A 17,075-nucleotide genomic window follows, 5' to 3' on the forward strand; every position below is an offset into this window, starting at 1 on the left:
TTATATTACACGGAAGGGTAGCGAAGAGGCTAAACGCGGCGGACTGTAAATCCGCTCCTTCGGGTTCGGGGGTTCGAATCCCTCCCCTTCCATCTTATACGGGCATAGTTTAAAGGTAGAACTAAGGTCTCCAAAACCTTCAGTGTGGGTTCAATTCCTACTGCCCGTGTTAAACGTTATGGCGGGTGTGGTGAAGTGGTTAACACATCAGATTGTGGCTCTGACATTCGGGGGTTCGATTCCCCTCACTCGCCTATTTTATATTATTGGGGTATAGCCAAGCGGTAAGGCAAGGGACTTTGACTCCCTCATGCGTTGGTTCGAATCCAGCTACCCCAGTTACTATTTGCCGGCGTGGCGGAATTGGCAGACGCGCTGGACTCAAAATCCAGTGTCCGTAAGGACGTGCCGGTTCGACCCCGGCCGCCGGTATAGTAATAAAGACAAGGTTTTCGGGCCTTGTCTTTTTTTCTTTGTTGTATGTTGAGTTACCAATTTTTTCCATTTTAAAATAAATCATCAAGTTTATTAGCCAATGTTTTCTGTTTGCTTGGGTACAAATGAGAATAAGTATCAATTGTTGTTGTAATTGAAGCGTGTCCTAATCTTTCTTTAACAACAAGATAATCTTCTCCTTGATTTATAAGTAATGATGCATGAGAGTGTCTCAAATCGTGAATTCTTATTCTCTTTAAATCTTTATCCCTTTCTAGTATTTGCTTAAACTTCTTATCAATCATATTTTTTGTAATAGTTATTGGTGTACTCTGTATTATTTGTAGTTCGTCAGTATTTTTCGTAAATTCCTCAAGTTTTTCTTTTTGTTTTACTTTCCAATCTTTTAGCATTTCTGCTAATTTCTGATTGATTGTAATATTTCTAGTTCCTGATCGTGTTTTTGTTGTATTAATGTAGCTTGTATTATTTACAAAGTATACCGTTTTGGTAACGAAAATTGTATTTGTTAAAAGATTTATATCATTCCAGTTCAATGCTAGTATTTCTCCCATTCTCATCCCAGTAAAGAAAGCAATTACGAAAAACAGGTCATAGCTTATTTCATCATCTTGAATAAGTTCTCTAAATTTTGTGAATTCTTCTATACTCCAAAATTGAATATTAGGCTTCCTAATTGGTAATTTTCTCAAATTCTCAACAGGATTTTTATCAATGAGAGATTTTCTTATACCAGTATCAAAAATTTTTTTAAGTAGAATTAGAACTTTATTAATTGTATTATAGCTTAAAACTTCATTTTCATTTTGTTTTTTAGGTTTTGTTTTTAGGTATTCACGAAATTCGAATATATGGTCATACGTTAATTTATTTAAATTTGTATTTTTAAAATATGGCTTAATATGACGTTCATAATTGTTTCTTTGTGTACTTGTGTAGCTTATTTTTCTGCCATTTTTCAGATCATCTTCTTCAAGTAAGTCGAATAACATATCTGTTGTTACAACAAAGTCAAATTGTTTTTCTTTTAATTCTACAACTCTAATATGTTGTTCAAGTTCTAGGGCTTCCTTTTTAGAATTTAATCCTTTACGAATAATACGTATTCTTTTTTGTGTGACTGGGTGGAAACCGTTAGAAACATCAACGGTCCATTTACCACTCTTAGTTTTACGAATAGTCATTCATTATGCTTCTTTCTGGAGTTCAATTCCTAGTAGTTCTTCCGCAACACTGACTGGAATTGTACCAATCCGTTTGTTATCGTAGATGTTAAAACCACGATTCACTAATAGTAATTTGCCAGTATGGATAATCTTTCTTGCAGTTCCTGGAGCAAATCCAAGTTCGATAAGGTCATCTTTTGTTACAGTTTTAATCATGTGATCTCCTTTTCTATTCAGATTAAGTAAGGGGAGGATTAACTCCCCTTGTTTGATACTTATTTTTGTTTTACATCTACTAAATGGATAGCATCCGCCTTGTAGTACATCGTTGAACTAATCATAGTGGCTTGTAAATTGTCAAATGTAACTGGTACTTGATCCATCGCTTGGATATAGTCATTATCGACTAAAGCTTCTGGATTGTCTACTGAGACTTGGGTTGATTTCTTTTTGAATTGTCCATCCTTGATAGTTACATTGTATTTCCAACCAATGATTTTATCGGTATTAAAACGTCTTTCGCTACCATCTCGGTTTTTGATAATTTCTCCGTTTGCATCTGCTCGGACTTCTGTTTCAAATTTTGGAATAACTTCATCCAATTCAAATTTTGTTCCAATGTTATTAAAATTCCAGTCATTTTGTGAAAGCATTTTTGCCATAGTTAATTTCTCCTTTTGATATTTTCTTTGATTGTAGGGATTAAATCCTCTCTTTTAAAGAGAATTGCCCTTTCTATTAATCCACTTGCTAAATCTGGTGGATATTCCATATTGTTGAGTGCGAGATAGTTAGATTTCTCATACTCATGCAGTAAATTATTGTCGTATAGAAATTTATACGCTTTTAGAATAGCCCCTGAACCTTTATAGGTAAACCATTCTAATTTTTGTTCAAGTTCTGTTTTTGGTTTTGAAATAATGATAGAGATAGGTTTTGAGTGACCTAAAAACTTTTCCCAAGATCTCAAAGGTTTTGAGAAATGGCTATCACTATAAAATCTCACTTTTTCTTTGAGATATCCCTTGGTAAAGTTGAGAAGATCTATTTCTGAATGCAACCATTCTTGAATGAAGTAGTGAGCTTTTTCTTTCCTAAGTTCTAACTCAGTTCTTATCCAATTTTCTATAAAACGCTTGCTGATGCCGAGCTTCTCAGCTCGTTCTAAGCGTTTATCATAAATTCTAAGTCTTTCATCATCATTGGGTTTTCTCAAATATAAGGTTTGGCCGATTGTTTCATCTCCGTAGGTATTGTAGTAGGTGCTTTTTCCATATATAAAGCGTTTCTTCTGACAAATCTTTAGAAGCTGATTAGGAGTGAAATAGGGTGTTTCATTAAAATCATCTATTGCAATATCAATTCTTCTTACTGAAAATTGATTGTAATTGTAGTAGAGGTTGTTCAGAAACTGTCTTTCGGACAGACTATTTGGATCTAATACCATATCTCTAAAGAACTCGAGTGCCTGTCCTGACATGACAAGCATGTAGGACGACTCTTTCACTCCATAGTAGATACGGATATTCCCATAATGAAACTGGCTATCATAGTTATAGTATTTAAGGCTCCCTTTATTCTCAATAAATAGGTTATAGTCAAGAAATAGAATATCTTCGATTATTTCTCTTGGCGAAAATTCAGTCTTATCAAACTGAATTTGAATCCAGTCAAATACAGAACGTAAATGTTCATTTTTTGCCATAGATTTTGATTCAACTTTTTGCCTAATTTTGCCACCCTTAAAATCTCCGAAACCCTTGGGAATACTGAATTCTTTCGATGGTACACCTAACTTGCAGAGGGTGGTGTTACTACACACCCTAACGGTCAAAAATGGTCCGTCCGCATCTACGCTCATTTTCGGCTTTCTGCCTCATGGCTCAGCCGAAAACTCGCTATTAGCCGAACCTATTTTTTGACCTCTTCTGAACAAACCCTAATAAGCCGGTTTGCATCGACTCTTCAATATCTTGGATTTTCTTTTTTTGATTGGCATTCTCATTTTTTATCAGTCGTATTTCTCGCTTAAATTCCTGTTTTAAGGCGCTCAGTTCATCATAGAGTTCATCTACTACTTTGTTTAGGAGTTCTTGCTCATTGTCTGCTAGACTCCCAAATACTTTTTGTATAGCCTCTTTTAAACCTATTTCAAGTTTTAGGTTAGCTAACTTTTGAAATTGTCTAAGGTCTTCGTCTGTAAAGTCATAGGCAACTGTATAACTTAATTGATGAGTTCTGGGATTTCTACTGATAGGAATTTTAATTTTCTTAAATTCCTTGCCACTTATCTCTTTAATCAGTTGAATCCAATTTTTAAGAGTAGAGGTAGAGTTTAGGCCAGAAATTTGATTGACTAACTCTTTATTGGTCATCTTTTTGTGAAACCTCCGAAATTTTCTTGTGCAACTGAGGAGTTTTCTGTGGTATAATTGTTACATAATATGTTTTGATCTTGGAACGAACGGCACATTTGTTTCAAGATTTTTTTTATTTTGTCGAATCTTACCTCCTTTATTAAAATTTTTTAAATCAACTACTAATTACATACGCTTTTACCTCCTTTTATGCTATAATATTCTCAATGGAATATTTAATCTCAAAATAAATATTCCTTATGGAATAATTCTATTTTATACCGTTTAGAATATTTTGTCAAGCTAAAATATACAGAATCGAATATTAAAGAGGATACAATGTTTAATAATAATAATTCTTTTGGAGATCGTCTTAGGGAACTGAGAAAGAGTAAGAAGTTAACACAGGTACAAGTTTCTGAGATGATTGATGTACAACAAGGTACTTATTCTCGTTGGGAAAACGGAACTTTAGAGCCTAATTTAGAAGCGGTTGTCAAATTAGCAAAATTATTTGATACCACGACAGATTATTTATTAGGAAAAACGATTTACAGTACTCTAGATGTTGTCCCACATCCAATCACTAGAATTGATTTGAAGAAGCTAAAAGAGTTTAATAAAACTGAACTAGATGATCTGAAATTTGCAATTGTCATGAATGGAATTAAAAACCATTCTACTCTACCTAAGTATTTGGATGAGCTAGTCTCTGAAAATAATTTAGATGAAGAAGAGCAAGAAATATTGCAGACTCTTTTTAAAGAGGTTTCTGATTATTTTAATGCAGATTGATGGTTTGTTATATTTTTAGTTTCACTTATGGAACTATGATAGTCTAAGTTGCTAGTATTTTAAAAAGACAAGGTGTTTTATCCTTGTCTTTTTCATTTTAGTATTGCTTTTGTTTCAATGTCAATAAGTGTGTTCTTTTTGAATCAGTAACTATTCCAATTTATCTATCTCGAAATATATAAAATCCCTTTGTAATACTATAAAAAATAACTAACAAAGAAATAACTATAAGACTCGGTTGCCAGAAACCTGATATATCTACTACACTTTGGCCTAGAAGTTGGCCAATAAAGCTAACTAAAATTAAAATAATTAAATTGAAAATTACTGATACTAATAAAATTAACACCGAGTGTATTATTGCCTCGCCTATACGTATTTTAAAAAGTTGTGAACTTGACACTCCCAGTGTCTTTAACTGTTTAATGTCTTCAATATCTTTATTAGAAGATAAAATTGTAAGAGAAATAGAACTAGTAATAATCAGAATAATTGGAGCAGACAGATAAGCAATAAATGAAGCTCTTGCTTCGAGTACACCGTTTGCTGTATTCATGAATGAATACATATTTTGGGTGTAAAGAATAAACCCAGAAATGAGAGTTACTCCCATGCTCATTGAAGTTTGTATACTTTTCAAATAGCTAGGATTGGATAGTAGATTCCAAAAGCCTGTATTGATTACATAATTTTCAGTTGGGAATATCCTCATTAAAAATTTTATTAGAAACATTTGAATTGATGGAGATAGTGATTGAATAATAAGGATGTGAATAATTAATAAAAATAATATTATGCTTGACTGTGTTGAAATTATTTCTTTATTACTGCTAAAACCTGCTGAAACAATAAAACCTATACATAGTAACCATAGGATTAAACGAACAGAGATGTTAATAACACCAGTTATTGTAACTTTTCTTTTTTTCTTTTTTGGTTTTAATATTGATGATATTTTAAGTATTCGACTTGAATAAAAGTAAGCCCCTATCCCTACAATTGTTGGGACTATAAAAACACTCAATAAAATTGATTGAATGTTGGCTGTAATAACTAAATCAGGTAACTCATCTCTTCCTAATAAATTTTGTAAAAATTTGTAGTAACTATCTGCCAGGATAAATGAAAGTATTGTACCAATACTACTAACAATCACTGCCATTAAATAAAACTGTCCAGATACTAATAAAGATAGCTGAGTTCTGCTTGCGCCTAGGGTAGCCCATAATTGGTAATCCTTTTTAAAGATATCTATTAGCAGTCTTATATTATTTGAAATAAGGAAAAATAGAGTAGTCCCGCCAAAAACTATTAGCATTTGAAAAAGTTGTGAAGCGTTAATATTAGCAGTCTTTATTGAACTAGCAATACCAAATAAAGATGTTCCAACAATCAGGCTAGATACAAATAGTAATGGTATTGTTCCTAACCATTGTCTTTTTGAGTACTGAAATTGGTAAATGATTAATTTTAGCATAATATATCCTCCTCAAATTAATCTTTACTACTTTCAAGTGCTTGGTAGAGCTCATCAGCTGAAGGTTTAATAATTTGTCGAGATATTTTTCCGTCTTTTAAAATGAGTGCTCTGTCAGTTTTTGAAGCCAACTCAATATCATGAGTGACCATAAGAACACATTTTCCTTGACTCGCTAAATTACGAAGTGTTTCAAAAATAAGCTTTCTTGAGACGCTGTCCAGAGCTCCTGTTGGCTCATCAGCAAAAATAATTTTACTATCAGCTATTATTGCACGAGTAATAGCCACTTTTTGCTGTTCTCCACCTGATAAGGTAGCAACTAATGATGATAGTTCTGCTTTAAAATTCAAACTATCCAACATTTTTTTTACTTTATTACTATCAACACTCTTTCCTGAGAGTCTCAGAGGAAGTGTAACATTTTCTAGTACAGGTAGAGCGGGTACCAGATTATAGTTTTGAAAAATAATTGCAATATCTTGCCTTCTAAATTTAGCAAGCTTCCCTTCTTTTAAGGTATATGGATTTATACCATTGATAACAACTTCGCCACTTGTTGGTTCAGATAAACTTGATAAGCAACTTAGCAAAGTAGACTTTCCAGAACCACTGACACCAAGTATTGATACAAATTCCCCATAATTGACAGATAAAGAAACATCTTTCAAAATAGAGACAGTTTTGTCTTGCCCTAACAAAAATTCTTTTGAAAGGTTTGAGACTTTAACAGCTACATTATTAACCATAATAAATCCTCCTGATTCCAGTGTCATCTTTGATTTTATTATATAAATTGGAATTCTATTAATATCAAGTATGTAACTTATGAAACGAATTTTTAATGGATAAAATTTCTTTTTTATCTGGATCTCGAATAAAGGTCTTTAGCGAACTAAGAATCTTTTCTATTACTATAATAGTATCATAAAAGAGGTTTAATTGAAAGCGTAATCATAACTCTATTAAGAGGTACAGCTATTCTATACAAAATTCAAACATAAAACTTAGGTATACTTAATAAATGAGAATTAAAGTTAGCTATAACGAAGATAGTAGCATATGTAAAATGTTTTTGATACAACAGAGTTACCAAAAAGTTACAAAAATTTGAAAAATGAGTCTATTTTGCAAGATTCAAAGGTCCTAAAACCCTATTAAATCAAGGTTATAAGAGTTAAAAAATGTATTCATAGAACTCAAAATCCAGTGTCCGCAAGGACGTGCCGGTTCGACCCCGGCCGCCGGTATAGTAATAAAGACAAGGTTTTCGGATCTTGTCTTTTTAATTTCTCTTCCATTTTTTTCTCTCGCAATTACTTAAAATTACTTATTTTTTCTTAATTTTATTGTAAAGCTTAATGTTCAATATAACTTTACTATATATTTACTAAATCTTAAAATATTTCTTTATAAATTTAACTATAATAGGTCTATACCATTTACAAATTAATCAGAAAGGTTTATAATGTAATTGACATAATAAATATTAGAAAAATGAATTACGGAGGTTATCATTATGCCTAAATATATTAAAGCGGATCAATTTTTCTATCCTCATGGTGTGCGCCGTGGCGGTTTTCTAGAACTAGTTGATGGTAAATTTGGTAAGCATATGGATCAAGTATCTGATGACGCAGAAATTATTGACTATACTGGTTATAGTATTGCTCCTGGTCTTGTTGATACACATATTCACGGATTTGGTGGGGTTGATGTTATGGATAATAACATCGAAGGTATTCTTCATACAATGAGTGAAGGTCTTCTTAGCACAGGTGTTACTAGTTTCCTACCAACTACTCTAACATCATCATACGAACAATTATTAGCTGTTACTGAAAATATTGGTGCGCGTTATCAAGAGGCTTCTGGTGCTAAAATTCGTGGGATTTATTTTGAAGGTCCATACTTTACTGAGGAATTTAAAGGAGCTCAAAACCCTGCTTACATGAAAGATCCTCGCATGGATGAATTTCGTGCTTGGCAGAAGGCTGCTAATGGTCTTCTAAATAAAATTGCCCTTGCACCTGAACGTGAAGGTGTTGAGGACTTTGTACGTACGGTTACTGGTGAAGGTGTTACTGTTGCTTTAGGTCACTCAAATGCAACTTTTGATCAGGCTAAGAAGGCTGTTGACGCTGGTGCAAGTGTTTGGGTTCATGCTTATAATGGTATGCGTGGCTTAACTCACCGTGAGCTTGGTATGGTTGGTGCTATGTATGAATTGCCACATACTTATGCTGAATTGATTTGCGATGGGCATCACGTTGATCCTAAGGCCTGTGACATTCTACTTAAACAAAAAGGTACTGAAAATATTGCTCTTATCACTGACTGTATGACAGCGGGTGGTTTGCAAGATGGTGACTACATGCTAGGAGAATTCCCAGTTGTGGTTGCAAATGGTACTGCACGTCTTAAATCTACTGGGAACTTGGCAGGTTCTATTCTCAAACTTAAAGACGGTTTGAAAAATGTTGTTGAATGGGGTATTGCAAATCCACATGAAGCAGTTATGATGGCCAGTCTCAACCCAGCAAAATCAGTTCATATTGATGACGTTTGTGGACAAATCCGTGAAGGCTACGATGCTGACTTTATCGTTCTTGATAAGGATTTGGAATTGGTAGCAACTTACCTTGATGGTGAAAAACGTTATCAAGCATAATCTCTAAAGTAGAAACTAGTTTAGTTTCTACTTTTTTTAATTTAGTTTGTTATTTCCTTCACATATTACTTGATTTTATTTATGAAAAGGCTTACAATTATGATATAAACAATACAAATAAAAAAACGGAGGTAAGCTTTATGAAAGCCTATACTTATGTTAAACCAGGACTTGCTTCATTTGTTGATGTTGACAAACCAGTTATTCGCAAGCCAACAGATGCTATTGTGCGTATCGTTAAGACTACTATTTGTGGTACTGACCTACATATCATTAAAGGGGATGTTCCTGCTTGTAAGAGTGGAACTATCCTTGGACATGAGGGAATTGGTATTGTAGAGGAAGTTGGAGCAGGCGTTTCAAACTTCAAAAAAGGCGATAAAGTTTTGATTTCTTGTGTTTGTGCCTGTGGTAAATGCTACTACTGTAAAAAGGGAATCTATGCCCACTGTGAAGACGAAGGCGGTTGGATTTTTGGACATTTGATCGACGGTATGCAAGCAGAATATCTTCGTGTTCCTCATGCTGATAATACTCTCTACCACACTCCAGCTGATTTGTCTGATGAAGCCTTGGTTATGTTATCTGATATCCTACCAACTGGTTATGAAATTGGTGTCTTAAAAGGGAAAGTAGAGCCTGGTTGTAGTGTGGCTATCGTTGGTTCAGGTCCAGTTGGCTTAGCAGCTCTATTGACTGCTCAATTCTATTCACCTGCTAAATTGATCATGGTAGACCTAGACGATAACCGTTTGGATACTGCAGTTTCTTTCGGTGCTACTCATAAGATTAATTCTTCAGACCCTGAAAAAGCAATTCAAGAAATTTATGATTTAACAGATGGTAGAGGTGTGGATGTTGCTATAGAAGCTGTTGGTATTCCTGAAACGTTTGATCTCTGCCAAAAGATTATCGGTGTAGATGGAACAGTAGCCAACTGTGGTGTGCATGGTAAGCCAGTTCAGTTTGATTTGGATACTCTATGGATTCGTAACATTAACGTAACTACCGGTTTGGTTTCTACCAACACAACTCCTCAGCTTTTGAAAGCTTTAGAAAGTCATAAAATTGAACCAGAAAAATTGGTAACTCATTACTTCAAACTAAGTGAAATTGAAAAGGCCTATGAAGTATTTGGTAAGGCTGCAGATCATCATGCGATTAAGGTTATCATTGAAAACGATATTTCAGAAGGTTAATCGAATTTTGAATCCAGTTATTCTTTTTAGAATAGCTGGATTTTTTGAAAATATTAGATAATTCGTGAAAGCAAGCAAATTTCTTTCATTGTTCTTAAAATTTCGCTATAATATACGATACAAAGGAAATGAAACTATGTATCGAGTTATAGAAATGTACGGGGATTTTGAACCTTGGTGGTTCATAGAAGGATGGGAAGAAGACGTCATTAGTAGTAAGAAATTTGAAAATTACTATGATGCCTTGAAGTATTATAAATCTTGCTGGTTTGAACTGGAAAAGAAAATTCCACTATATAAAAGTCGAGGAGACTTAATGACCATATTTTGGAATCCGGAGGATAAGCGTTGGTGTGAGGAATGTGATGAATTTCTGCAGCAATATCATTCCTTGGCTTTACTGGAAGATGGTCAAGTTATACCAGATGAAAAATTCAGACCGGGTTATGAAAAACAAACTGGTTTAGAAATCCACCGGACGTGTCGCATCAAAAAAGATGGAACAACTTTTTAATAAAGTTGTTCTTTTTTTTGTATTTTCTTCGAATAATTAACTGAGGAGGGAATATGGTACAAGCACTTGCACAAGAATTGATTAGTCTCGCAAAAAAGGATGGAGCTCAGGATATCTATTTTATTCCCAAGGACAAGGGTTATGAGTTGCATATGCGAATAGGTGATGAAAGGCGTTTGATTAATAGCTATGACTTTGAAAAGTTGGGCGCAGTGATTAGTCATTTTAAATTTATTGCGGGGATGAATGTTGGAGAAAAGCGTCGTAGTCAGCTTGGGTCCTGTGATTATCAGCATGATGGCAAGGTTTCTTCACTCCGCTTATCGACGGTAGGAGATTATCGTGGTCATGAGAGTTTAGTTATTCGCCTTTTGCACGATGAAGAACAAGAGTTGCGCTTCTGGTTTCAAGACCTTAAGGAACTAGAAAAGGGCTTTAGGCAACGCGGCCTTTATCTATTTGCAGGACCTGTAGGAAGTGGCAAAACTACCTTAATGCATGAATTAGCTAAGTCATTGTTTAAGGGACAACAAGTCATGTCCATTGAGGATCCAGTCGAGATTAAGCAAGAAGAGATGCTGCAATTACAACTCAATGAAGCTATTGGATTGAGTTATGAAAACTTGATAAAACTTTCTTTGCGACACCGACCAGATCTTTTAATCATTGGAGAAATCCGGGATAGCGAAACAGCCCGTGCTGTTGTAAGAGCGAGCTTAACGGGAGCTACAGTGTTTTCGACCATCCATGCAAAGAGTATTCGTGGGGTCTATGAGCGTCTTTTAGAACTTGGTGTTAGTGAAGATGAACTCGCAGTTGTTTTACAAGGTGTTTGCTACCAGAGACTAATCGGGGGAGGAGGAATTATTGATTTTGCAAACCAAAATTATTCAGAACACCAGGCAGAAAAGTGGAATGAGCAAATTGATCAGCTTCTTAAAGACGGACATATCACTGCCCTTCAAGCTGAAACGGAGAAAATTAGCTACCAGTAAGCAGAAGAAAATCATCACTCTCTTTAACAATTTGTTTTCTAGTGGTTTTCACTTGGTAGAAATCATTTCCTTTCTTGATAGAAGTCTTTTGTTGGAGAAGGAATATGTTTCGCAGATGCGCCTAGGACTATCGAAAGGAAAATCTTTCTCGGAAATGATGGGGAATTTAGGTTTTTCGAGTGCGATTGTCACTCAGCTTTCATTGGCTGAAGTTCATGGAAATCTCCATTTGAGTTTGGGGAAAATTGAAGAATATTTGGATAATCTTGCTAAGGTCAAGAAGAAGTTAATTGAAGTTGCGACCTACCCACTTATTTTGCTAGCTTTTTTACTGTTAATTATGCTAGGATTGCGGAATTATCTCTTGCCCCAACTGGATAGTAGTAACATAGCTACCTTAGTGATTAGTAACCTGCCACAGATTTTTCTCGGACTTATTCTGGCACTAAGTCTTGCATCTTTAACAGGACTGATATTCTACAGAAAATCTAAGAAGATACAAGTCTTTTCTTATCTGGCTAGAATCCCCTTTTTAGGTGTGTTTGTTCAGTACTATCTAACTGCTTATTATGCTCGGGAATGGGGAAATATGATTGGACAAGGTTTAGAGTTGGCACAGATTTTCCAGATGATGCAGGAGCAAGGGAATCCTCTTTTTAAGGAAATTGGATACGATTTAGATCAATCTTTGCAAAATGGGCATGAATTTTCTAAGGTTGTTCAGATCTATCCCTTCTTTAGAAAAGAGTTGGTATTAATTATTGAATATGGAGAGGTTAAATCCAAGTTGGGAAGCGAATTGGAAATATATGCGGAAAAAACCTGGGAATCCTTCTTTACCCGAGTCAATCGGGCCATGAACCTTGTTCAACCACTGGTCTTTATTTTTGTAGCCCTGCTAATCGTTTTATTGTATGCAGCTATGTTGCTGCCGATGTATCAAAATATGGAGGTAAATTTTTAGATGAAAAAGATGTTGATGAAATTAAAAAAAGCTACGGTAAAAGGTTTCACTCTTGTAGAAATGTTAGTGGTGTTGCTTATCATTAGCGTCCTACTCTTACTGTTTGTGCCAAACTTAACTAAGCAAAAGGATGCAGTCAATGATAAGGGGAAAGCAGCTGTTGTCAAGGTGGTAGAAAGTCAGGCTGAACTCTATAGTCTGGATAAAAATGAAGATGCTAGTCTAGGTAAATTACAGGCAGATGGACGCATTACTGCTGAGCAAGCAAAAGCCTATAAAGAGTATCATGCCAAGCAAAATAAGAGTCAGTCAGTTGCAGATTAGGGCCTTTACCATGCTAGAAAGTTTATTGGTCTTAGGAATAGTCAGCCTGTTAGCCTTGGGTTTGTCAAGTTCAGTTCAATCAACTTTTGCAGCTGTGGAAGAGCAAATTTTCTTTATGGAGTTTGAGGAACTTTATCGGGAAACACAGAAGCGAAGTCTGGCTAGTCAGCAAAAGATCAACTTAATGTTAGAAGAGAGAAGTATTGGGAATGGCTATCAGAAATTAGCCATCCCTAAAGGCATTCAATTGCAGTCTAATCAGTCAATTACCTTTGATAAGGCTGGAGGGAATTCGTCTCTAGCTAGCGTGAGATTTCAAACAAGGAAAGAAGTGGTTCGCTACCAACTATATCTAGGAAATGGAAAGATTAAACGTATTCAAGAAGAAAAAAATTAAGGCGGTTATTCTACTGGAGGCAGTGATTTCACTCGCAATTTTTGCTAGTATTGCAACCCTCTTGCTGGGACAAATTCAAGAAAGTAGAAAAAGAGAAGTAGAACTTCTAAAACAGGAAGAAGTTTTGCGAGTGGCTCGTATGGCGTTGCAGACTGGACAAAAACATTTGACTGTCAATGGCCTTACGGTTCATGTTGTCTCGAATGAGCAAGGTTTGGAGGTATACCATGGAACGGAGAAATTACTGGCGATTCAAGACAAGTAGGGTCAGAGCCTTTACACTTTTAGAATCCTTGGTTGCCCTTATTGTGATTAGTGGTAGCTTGCTCCTCTTTCAATCTATGAGTCAGCTCTTGGTTTCAGAAGTTCGCTATCAGCAGAAAAGTGAGCAAAAAGAATGGCTTTTATTTGTGGATCAGCTGGAAGCAGAGCTGAATCGAACCCAATTTGAAAAAGTGGAGAATGATAGGCTTTACCTCAAACAGGAAGGTAAACCCATTTCCATGGGTAAATCAAAGTCAAATGATTTCCGGAAAACAGATGCTAGTGGACGTGGTTATCAACCCATGGTCTACGGCCTAAAATCAGCTCGAATTCAAGAAAAAGGGCAGGAACTGCACTTTCACTTTCAGTTTGAAAAGGGACTAGAGAGGGAATTTATCTATCGTGTTGAAAAAGAAAAAAGTTAGAGCAGGAGTTCTCCTATACGCTATCACTATTGCTGGAATTTTTAGCCTTTTGTTGCAGTTTTATCTAAATCGTCAACTAGCACATCATCAGGATTATGCCTTAAATAAAGAAAAACTTCTTGCATTTGCTATGGCTAAGAGAACCTATGAAAAAGCTTCTTCTGAAAATGGAGAGCAGTCATTTAATGTAGGGAAGTCAACTTATCGAAATGACGAAAAATTCTTCACAACGACTATTGACACAGGAAAAAATAAGTTTGAATTTCACTTTTCTCCTTTAAAAAAGACCGGTCAAAAGTCTGAGAAAACAGAAAACAAGTCCAAAGAAGGAAATGAGGAGAAAACAGAAGAAGTGAGCAAAAAAGAGACTGCTAGGTCTTCAAAATTAGCACCTTCAAAGAAGGACACAGAGTAGTTTGGACGAGGTTTTTACATGAAATCATGCTATAATAGATACATATGGAGGACCAAAAATGGCAAGTGTAAAATTGTATCTAGTGCGTCATGGGAAAACAATGTTTAATACGATTGGGCGTGCTCAAGGCTGGAGTGATACTCCTTTAACAGCTGAAGGTGAGCGAGGCATTCACGAACTGGGAATTGGTTTGCGTGAGTCAGGCTTAAAGTTTGAGCGTGCTTACTCGAGTGACTCAGGACGTACCATCCAGACTATGGGAATTATCCTTGAGGAACTAGGTTTAACAGGGCAAATTCCTTATCGTATGGATAAGCGAATCCGTGAATGGTGCTTTGGTAGCTTTGATGGTGCTTATGATGGGGACTTATTTATGGGGATTATTCCTCGTATCTTTAATGTCGATCATGTGCATCGTTTGTCCTATGCTGAGCTGGCTGAAGGTCTGGTAGAAGTAGACACAGCAGGTTGGGCTGAAGGATGGGAAAAGCTAAGTGGTCGTATCTGGGAAGGCTTTGAAGCCATTGCCAAGGAAATGGAAGCCAATGGTGGAGGAAATGCCCTGGTAGTCAGCCATGGAATGACAATTGGAACTATTGTTTACCTCATTAACGGCATGCATCCACATGGTCTTGATAACGGAAGTGTGACGATTCTAGAGTACGAAGATGGTCAGTTTTCAGTAAAGATTGTTGGGGACTGTAGCTACCGTGAAATTGGACGAGTTAAGCTAGACGAGCAAGATAGTTCAGAACAATAAAATTCAGCACTAAATTTAGAAGAATTTTTAAAGGATTGATAGAATGCTAATGTCGTGCTTGCACAAGCTTCTGAGAGCTGAGTGCTTTGACAATAGCATTCTTTTTTGTTAGAATAGTATCAACATGAAAGCATAAGAAGGGACTGACAGAACTGTCGTCCCCTTTTGTCTATCTTATAAGGGGGAAATATGCTGTTTCAGAAAATAAAAGCCTATAAATGGCAGGTCCTGGCTTCCTTGATTATGACAGGTCTAATGGTAACGAGTTCACTCTTGCAACCACGTTATCTACAGGAAGTTTTAGAGGCACTGCTAACGGGTGATAATGAAGCTATTTATCATATTGGTTTTTGGTTAATCCTTGTTGCCTTGATTGGTTTGATTGCAGGTGGCATTAATGTTGTGTTAGCAGCTTACATTGCTCAAGGAGTTTCGTCTGACTTACGGGAAGATGCCTTTCGTAAGATTCAAACTTTTTCATACGCCAATATTGAGAAGTTTAATGCAGGGAACCTCGTTGTGCGTATGACCAACGATATCAACCAGATTCAAAACGTCGTTATGATGACCTTCCAAATCCTCTTTCGACTACCGATTTTATTTATCGGTTCCTTTATTCTAGCAGTTGTCACCCTACCTTCTCTGTGGTGGGTGCTAGTTCTCATGGTCGTTCTGATTGTTGCCATAATGGGTTTTATGATGGGAGTTGTGGGACCGCGCTTTGCAAAATTCCAGACCTTACTAGAGCGTATCAATGCCATTGCTAAAGAAAATTTGCGTGGTGTGCGCGTGGTTAAGTCTTTTGTCCGAGAAAAAGATCAGTTTGCTAAGTTTACGCAGGTATCCGATGAATTACTGAGTGAAAACCTTTATATCGGCTACGCCTTTTCTATCGTTCAACCTGTAATGATGATGATTTCATACGGGGCTGTCTTTCTTTCAATCTGGCTTGTAGCAGGTATGGCAGAGTCAGATCCGTCAGTAGTTGGTTCCATTGCTTCCTTTGTAAACTACCTGAGTCAGATTATCTTTACCATCATCATGGTTGGATTTTTGGGGAATTCAGTCACTCGTGCCATGATTTCCCTTCGTCGTATTCGTGAAATCCTTGATACAGAACCAGCTATGACTTTCGATGATGTGGAAGATGAAGAATTGGAGGGAAGTCTCAGTTTTGAAAATGTGACCTTTACCTATCCAAATGATGAAGAACCTATCCTAAAAGATGTATCCTTCGATATCGCAGCTGGTGAAATGGTTGGGGTTGTCGGAGCAACTGGTGCAGGGAAATCAACCTTGGCTCAGTTGATTCCACGATTATTTGACCCTCAGCAAGGTTCGATCAAGATTGGTGGAAAGGACATTCGAACAGTTAGTGAAGGGACGCTTCGTAAGACAGTTTCTATCGTCCTACAAAGAGCCATCCTCTTTAGTGGAACCATCGCAGATAATCTCAGACAAGGTAAGGGAGATGCGACAGTTTCAGAAATGGAACGCGCAGCTCGCATCGCCCAGGCCAGTGAATTTATTAGTCGTATGGACTTGGCCTTTGAAAGTCCGGTTGAGGAACGTGGGACTAACTTTTCTGGTGGACAAAAACAAAGAATGTCTATTGCGCGTGGGATTGTCAGCAATCCTCGTATCTTGATTTTCGATGATTCAACCTCTGCCCTTGATGCCAAATCGGAACGTTTGGTTCAAGAAGCCCTCAACAAGGATTTGAAGGGGACGACTACGATTATCATCGCACAAAAAATTAGCTCTGTTGTGCATGCTGATAAAATTTTAGTGCTTGACCAAGGTCGCTTGATCGGTCAAGGCAAACATGCTGACTTGGTTGCATCAAACCCAGTTTATCGTGAAATTTACGAGACGCAAAAAGGAAAGGAGGAGTAG

The 17,075-nt window shown here is 36.3% G+C and carries 20 protein-coding genes and 5 tRNA genes; 18 read left to right on the plus strand and 7 right to left on the minus strand.

From position 1 onward, the window contains the following. Positions 1 to 11: 11 nt before the first annotated feature. The 5 genes from AB8E63_RS00005 to AB8E63_RS00025 all read left to right on the plus strand — a co-directional run bounded on the left by AB8E63_RS00005 (position 12) and on the right by AB8E63_RS00025 (position 432). A tRNA-Tyr gene (locus tag AB8E63_RS00005) sits at positions 12 to 92 on the plus strand. Positions 93 to 98: 6 nt separating this feature from the next. After that, positions 99 to 169: transfer RNA gene (locus tag AB8E63_RS00010), tRNA-Trp, on the plus strand. 12 nt (positions 170 to 181) lie between these two features. Further along, positions 182 to 254, plus strand: a tRNA-His gene (locus tag AB8E63_RS00015). A 13-nt stretch (positions 255 to 267) separates the two neighbouring features. Beyond that, positions 268 to 339: transfer RNA gene (locus tag AB8E63_RS00020), tRNA-Gln, on the plus strand. A 9-nt stretch (positions 340 to 348) separates the two neighbouring features. After that, positions 349 to 432 (plus strand) — tRNA-Leu (locus tag AB8E63_RS00025). A 74-nt stretch (positions 433 to 506) separates the two neighbouring features. Here AB8E63_RS00025 and AB8E63_RS00030 read toward each other — a convergent pair. From AB8E63_RS00030 to AB8E63_RS00050, 5 genes are read right to left on the minus strand one after another with little or no spacing between them, the layout of a single operon-like run. Next, the gene (locus AB8E63_RS00030; protein ID WP_368909402.1) at positions 507 to 1,640 is read right to left on the minus strand and encodes a tyrosine-type recombinase/integrase; all 1,134 of its coding nucleotides are present in this window, start codon (positions 1,638 to 1,640) and stop codon (positions 507 to 509) included. A gap of 3 nt (positions 1,641 to 1,643) precedes the next feature. Next, positions 1,644 to 1,838 carry a DUF3173 domain-containing protein gene (locus tag AB8E63_RS00035; RefSeq protein WP_247935092.1) on the minus strand — a complete coding sequence of 65 codons (195 nt, stop codon included), beginning with the start codon at positions 1,836 to 1,838 and terminating at the stop codon, positions 1,644 to 1,646. Between the two features lie 59 nt (positions 1,839 to 1,897). Then, complete coding sequence (locus AB8E63_RS00040; RefSeq protein WP_001096844.1) at positions 1,898 to 2,284, minus strand: hypothetical protein; 387 nt, start codon at positions 2,282 to 2,284, stop codon at positions 1,898 to 1,900. A gap of 2 nt (positions 2,285 to 2,286) precedes the next feature. Next, entirely contained in the window at positions 2,287 to 3,483 is a 1,197-nt protein-coding gene (locus AB8E63_RS00045) for a replication initiation factor domain-containing protein (protein WP_368909405.1), read from the minus strand. A 40-nt stretch (positions 3,484 to 3,523) separates the two neighbouring features. Then, positions 3,524 to 3,997, minus strand: coding sequence for a hypothetical protein (locus AB8E63_RS00050; protein WP_368909406.1), 474 nt, complete (start codon positions 3,995 to 3,997; stop codon positions 3,524 to 3,526). Between the two features lie 321 nt (positions 3,998 to 4,318). Here AB8E63_RS00050 and AB8E63_RS00055 point away from each other — a divergent pair, with 321 nt between their 5' ends. Beyond that, the gene (locus AB8E63_RS00055; protein ID WP_368909408.1) at positions 4,319 to 4,774 is read left to right on the plus strand and encodes a helix-turn-helix domain-containing protein; all 456 of its coding nucleotides are present in this window, start codon (positions 4,319 to 4,321) and stop codon (positions 4,772 to 4,774) included. 160 nt (positions 4,775 to 4,934) lie between these two features. Here AB8E63_RS00055 and AB8E63_RS00060 read toward each other — a convergent pair whose 3' ends face one another. Together AB8E63_RS00060 and AB8E63_RS00065 are read right to left on the minus strand one after the other, a co-directional pair. Then, entirely contained in the window at positions 4,935 to 6,251 is a 1,317-nt protein-coding gene (locus AB8E63_RS00060; protein WP_368909410.1) for a beta-carotene 15,15'-monooxygenase, read from the minus strand. Positions 6,252 to 6,268: 17 nt separating this feature from the next. Continuing rightward, positions 6,269 to 7,000 (minus strand): ABC transporter ATP-binding protein, encoded by a 732-nt coding sequence (locus AB8E63_RS00065; protein WP_016466107.1) that lies wholly within the window; start codon positions 6,998 to 7,000, stop codon positions 6,269 to 6,271. A gap of 770 nt (positions 7,001 to 7,770) precedes the next feature. Here AB8E63_RS00065 and nagA point away from each other — a divergent pair. The 12 genes from nagA to AB8E63_RS00125 all read left to right on the plus strand — a co-directional run bounded on the left by nagA (position 7,771) and on the right by AB8E63_RS00125 (position 17,075). Beyond that, positions 7,771 to 8,922, plus strand: coding sequence for an N-acetylglucosamine-6-phosphate deacetylase (gene nagA, locus AB8E63_RS00070; protein ID WP_368909412.1), 1,152 nt, complete (start codon positions 7,771 to 7,773; stop codon positions 8,920 to 8,922). A gap of 140 nt (positions 8,923 to 9,062) precedes the next feature. Beyond that, positions 9,063 to 10,121 (plus strand): zinc-dependent alcohol dehydrogenase family protein, encoded by a 1,059-nt coding sequence (locus AB8E63_RS00075; RefSeq protein WP_004251543.1) that lies wholly within the window; start codon positions 9,063 to 9,065, stop codon positions 10,119 to 10,121. A 136-nt stretch (positions 10,122 to 10,257) separates the two neighbouring features. After that, entirely contained in the window at positions 10,258 to 10,635 is a 378-nt protein-coding gene (locus AB8E63_RS00080; protein ID WP_036752150.1) for a DUF1033 family protein, read from the plus strand. A 53-nt stretch (positions 10,636 to 10,688) separates the two neighbouring features. Then, positions 10,689 to 11,630, plus strand: coding sequence for a competence type IV pilus ATPase ComGA (comGA, locus tag AB8E63_RS00085; RefSeq protein ID WP_070676995.1), 942 nt, complete (start codon positions 10,689 to 10,691; stop codon positions 11,628 to 11,630). Continuing rightward, positions 11,551 to 12,594, plus strand: a complete 1,044-nt coding sequence (comGB, locus tag AB8E63_RS00090) for a competence type IV pilus assembly protein ComGB (RefSeq protein ID WP_368909629.1) — start codon at positions 11,551 to 11,553, stop codon at positions 12,592 to 12,594. The genes comGA and comGB overlap by 80 nt, the downstream gene beginning before the upstream one ends. Further along, a complete protein-coding gene (gene comGC / locus AB8E63_RS00095; RefSeq protein WP_368909413.1) occupies positions 12,595 to 12,918 on the plus strand; it encodes a competence type IV pilus major pilin ComGC in 324 nt (107 codons plus the stop codon). It abuts the gene before it with no gap. Then, complete coding sequence (gene comGD, locus AB8E63_RS00100) at positions 12,881 to 13,315, plus strand: competence type IV pilus minor pilin ComGD (RefSeq protein ID WP_368909414.1); 435 nt, start codon at positions 12,881 to 12,883, stop codon at positions 13,313 to 13,315. The genes comGC and comGD overlap by 38 nt, the downstream gene beginning before the upstream one ends. After that, positions 13,278 to 13,580 (plus strand): competence type IV pilus minor pilin ComGE, encoded by a 303-nt coding sequence (comGE, locus tag AB8E63_RS00105; RefSeq protein WP_368909415.1) that lies wholly within the window; start codon positions 13,278 to 13,280, stop codon positions 13,578 to 13,580. The genes comGD and comGE overlap by 38 nt, the downstream gene beginning before the upstream one ends. Continuing rightward, positions 13,543 to 14,004 carry a competence type IV pilus minor pilin ComGF gene (comGF, locus tag AB8E63_RS00110; protein WP_368909416.1) on the plus strand — a complete coding sequence of 154 codons (462 nt, stop codon included), beginning with the start codon at positions 13,543 to 13,545 and terminating at the stop codon, positions 14,002 to 14,004. Before comGE ends, comGF begins: the two co-directional genes overlap by 38 nt. Next, positions 13,982 to 14,419 carry a competence type IV pilus minor pilin ComGG gene (gene comGG / locus AB8E63_RS00115; protein ID WP_368909417.1) on the plus strand — a complete coding sequence of 146 codons (438 nt, stop codon included), beginning with the start codon at positions 13,982 to 13,984 and terminating at the stop codon, positions 14,417 to 14,419. Before comGF ends, comGG begins: the two co-directional genes overlap by 23 nt. Before the next feature lie 58 nt (positions 14,420 to 14,477). Then, on the plus strand, positions 14,478 to 15,179 hold the full coding sequence (locus AB8E63_RS00120; protein ID WP_074324295.1) for a histidine phosphatase family protein: 702 nt from the start codon (positions 14,478 to 14,480) through the stop codon (positions 15,177 to 15,179). A 189-nt stretch (positions 15,180 to 15,368) separates the two neighbouring features. Then, complete coding sequence (locus AB8E63_RS00125) at positions 15,369 to 17,075, plus strand: ABC transporter ATP-binding protein (protein WP_368909418.1); 1,707 nt, start codon at positions 15,369 to 15,371, stop codon at positions 17,073 to 17,075.

Origin of the sequence: Streptococcus sp. oral taxon 061, from assembly GCF_964211575.1 — a bacterium.
Classification (GTDB): Bacteria; Bacillota; Bacilli; order Lactobacillales; family Streptococcaceae; genus Streptococcus.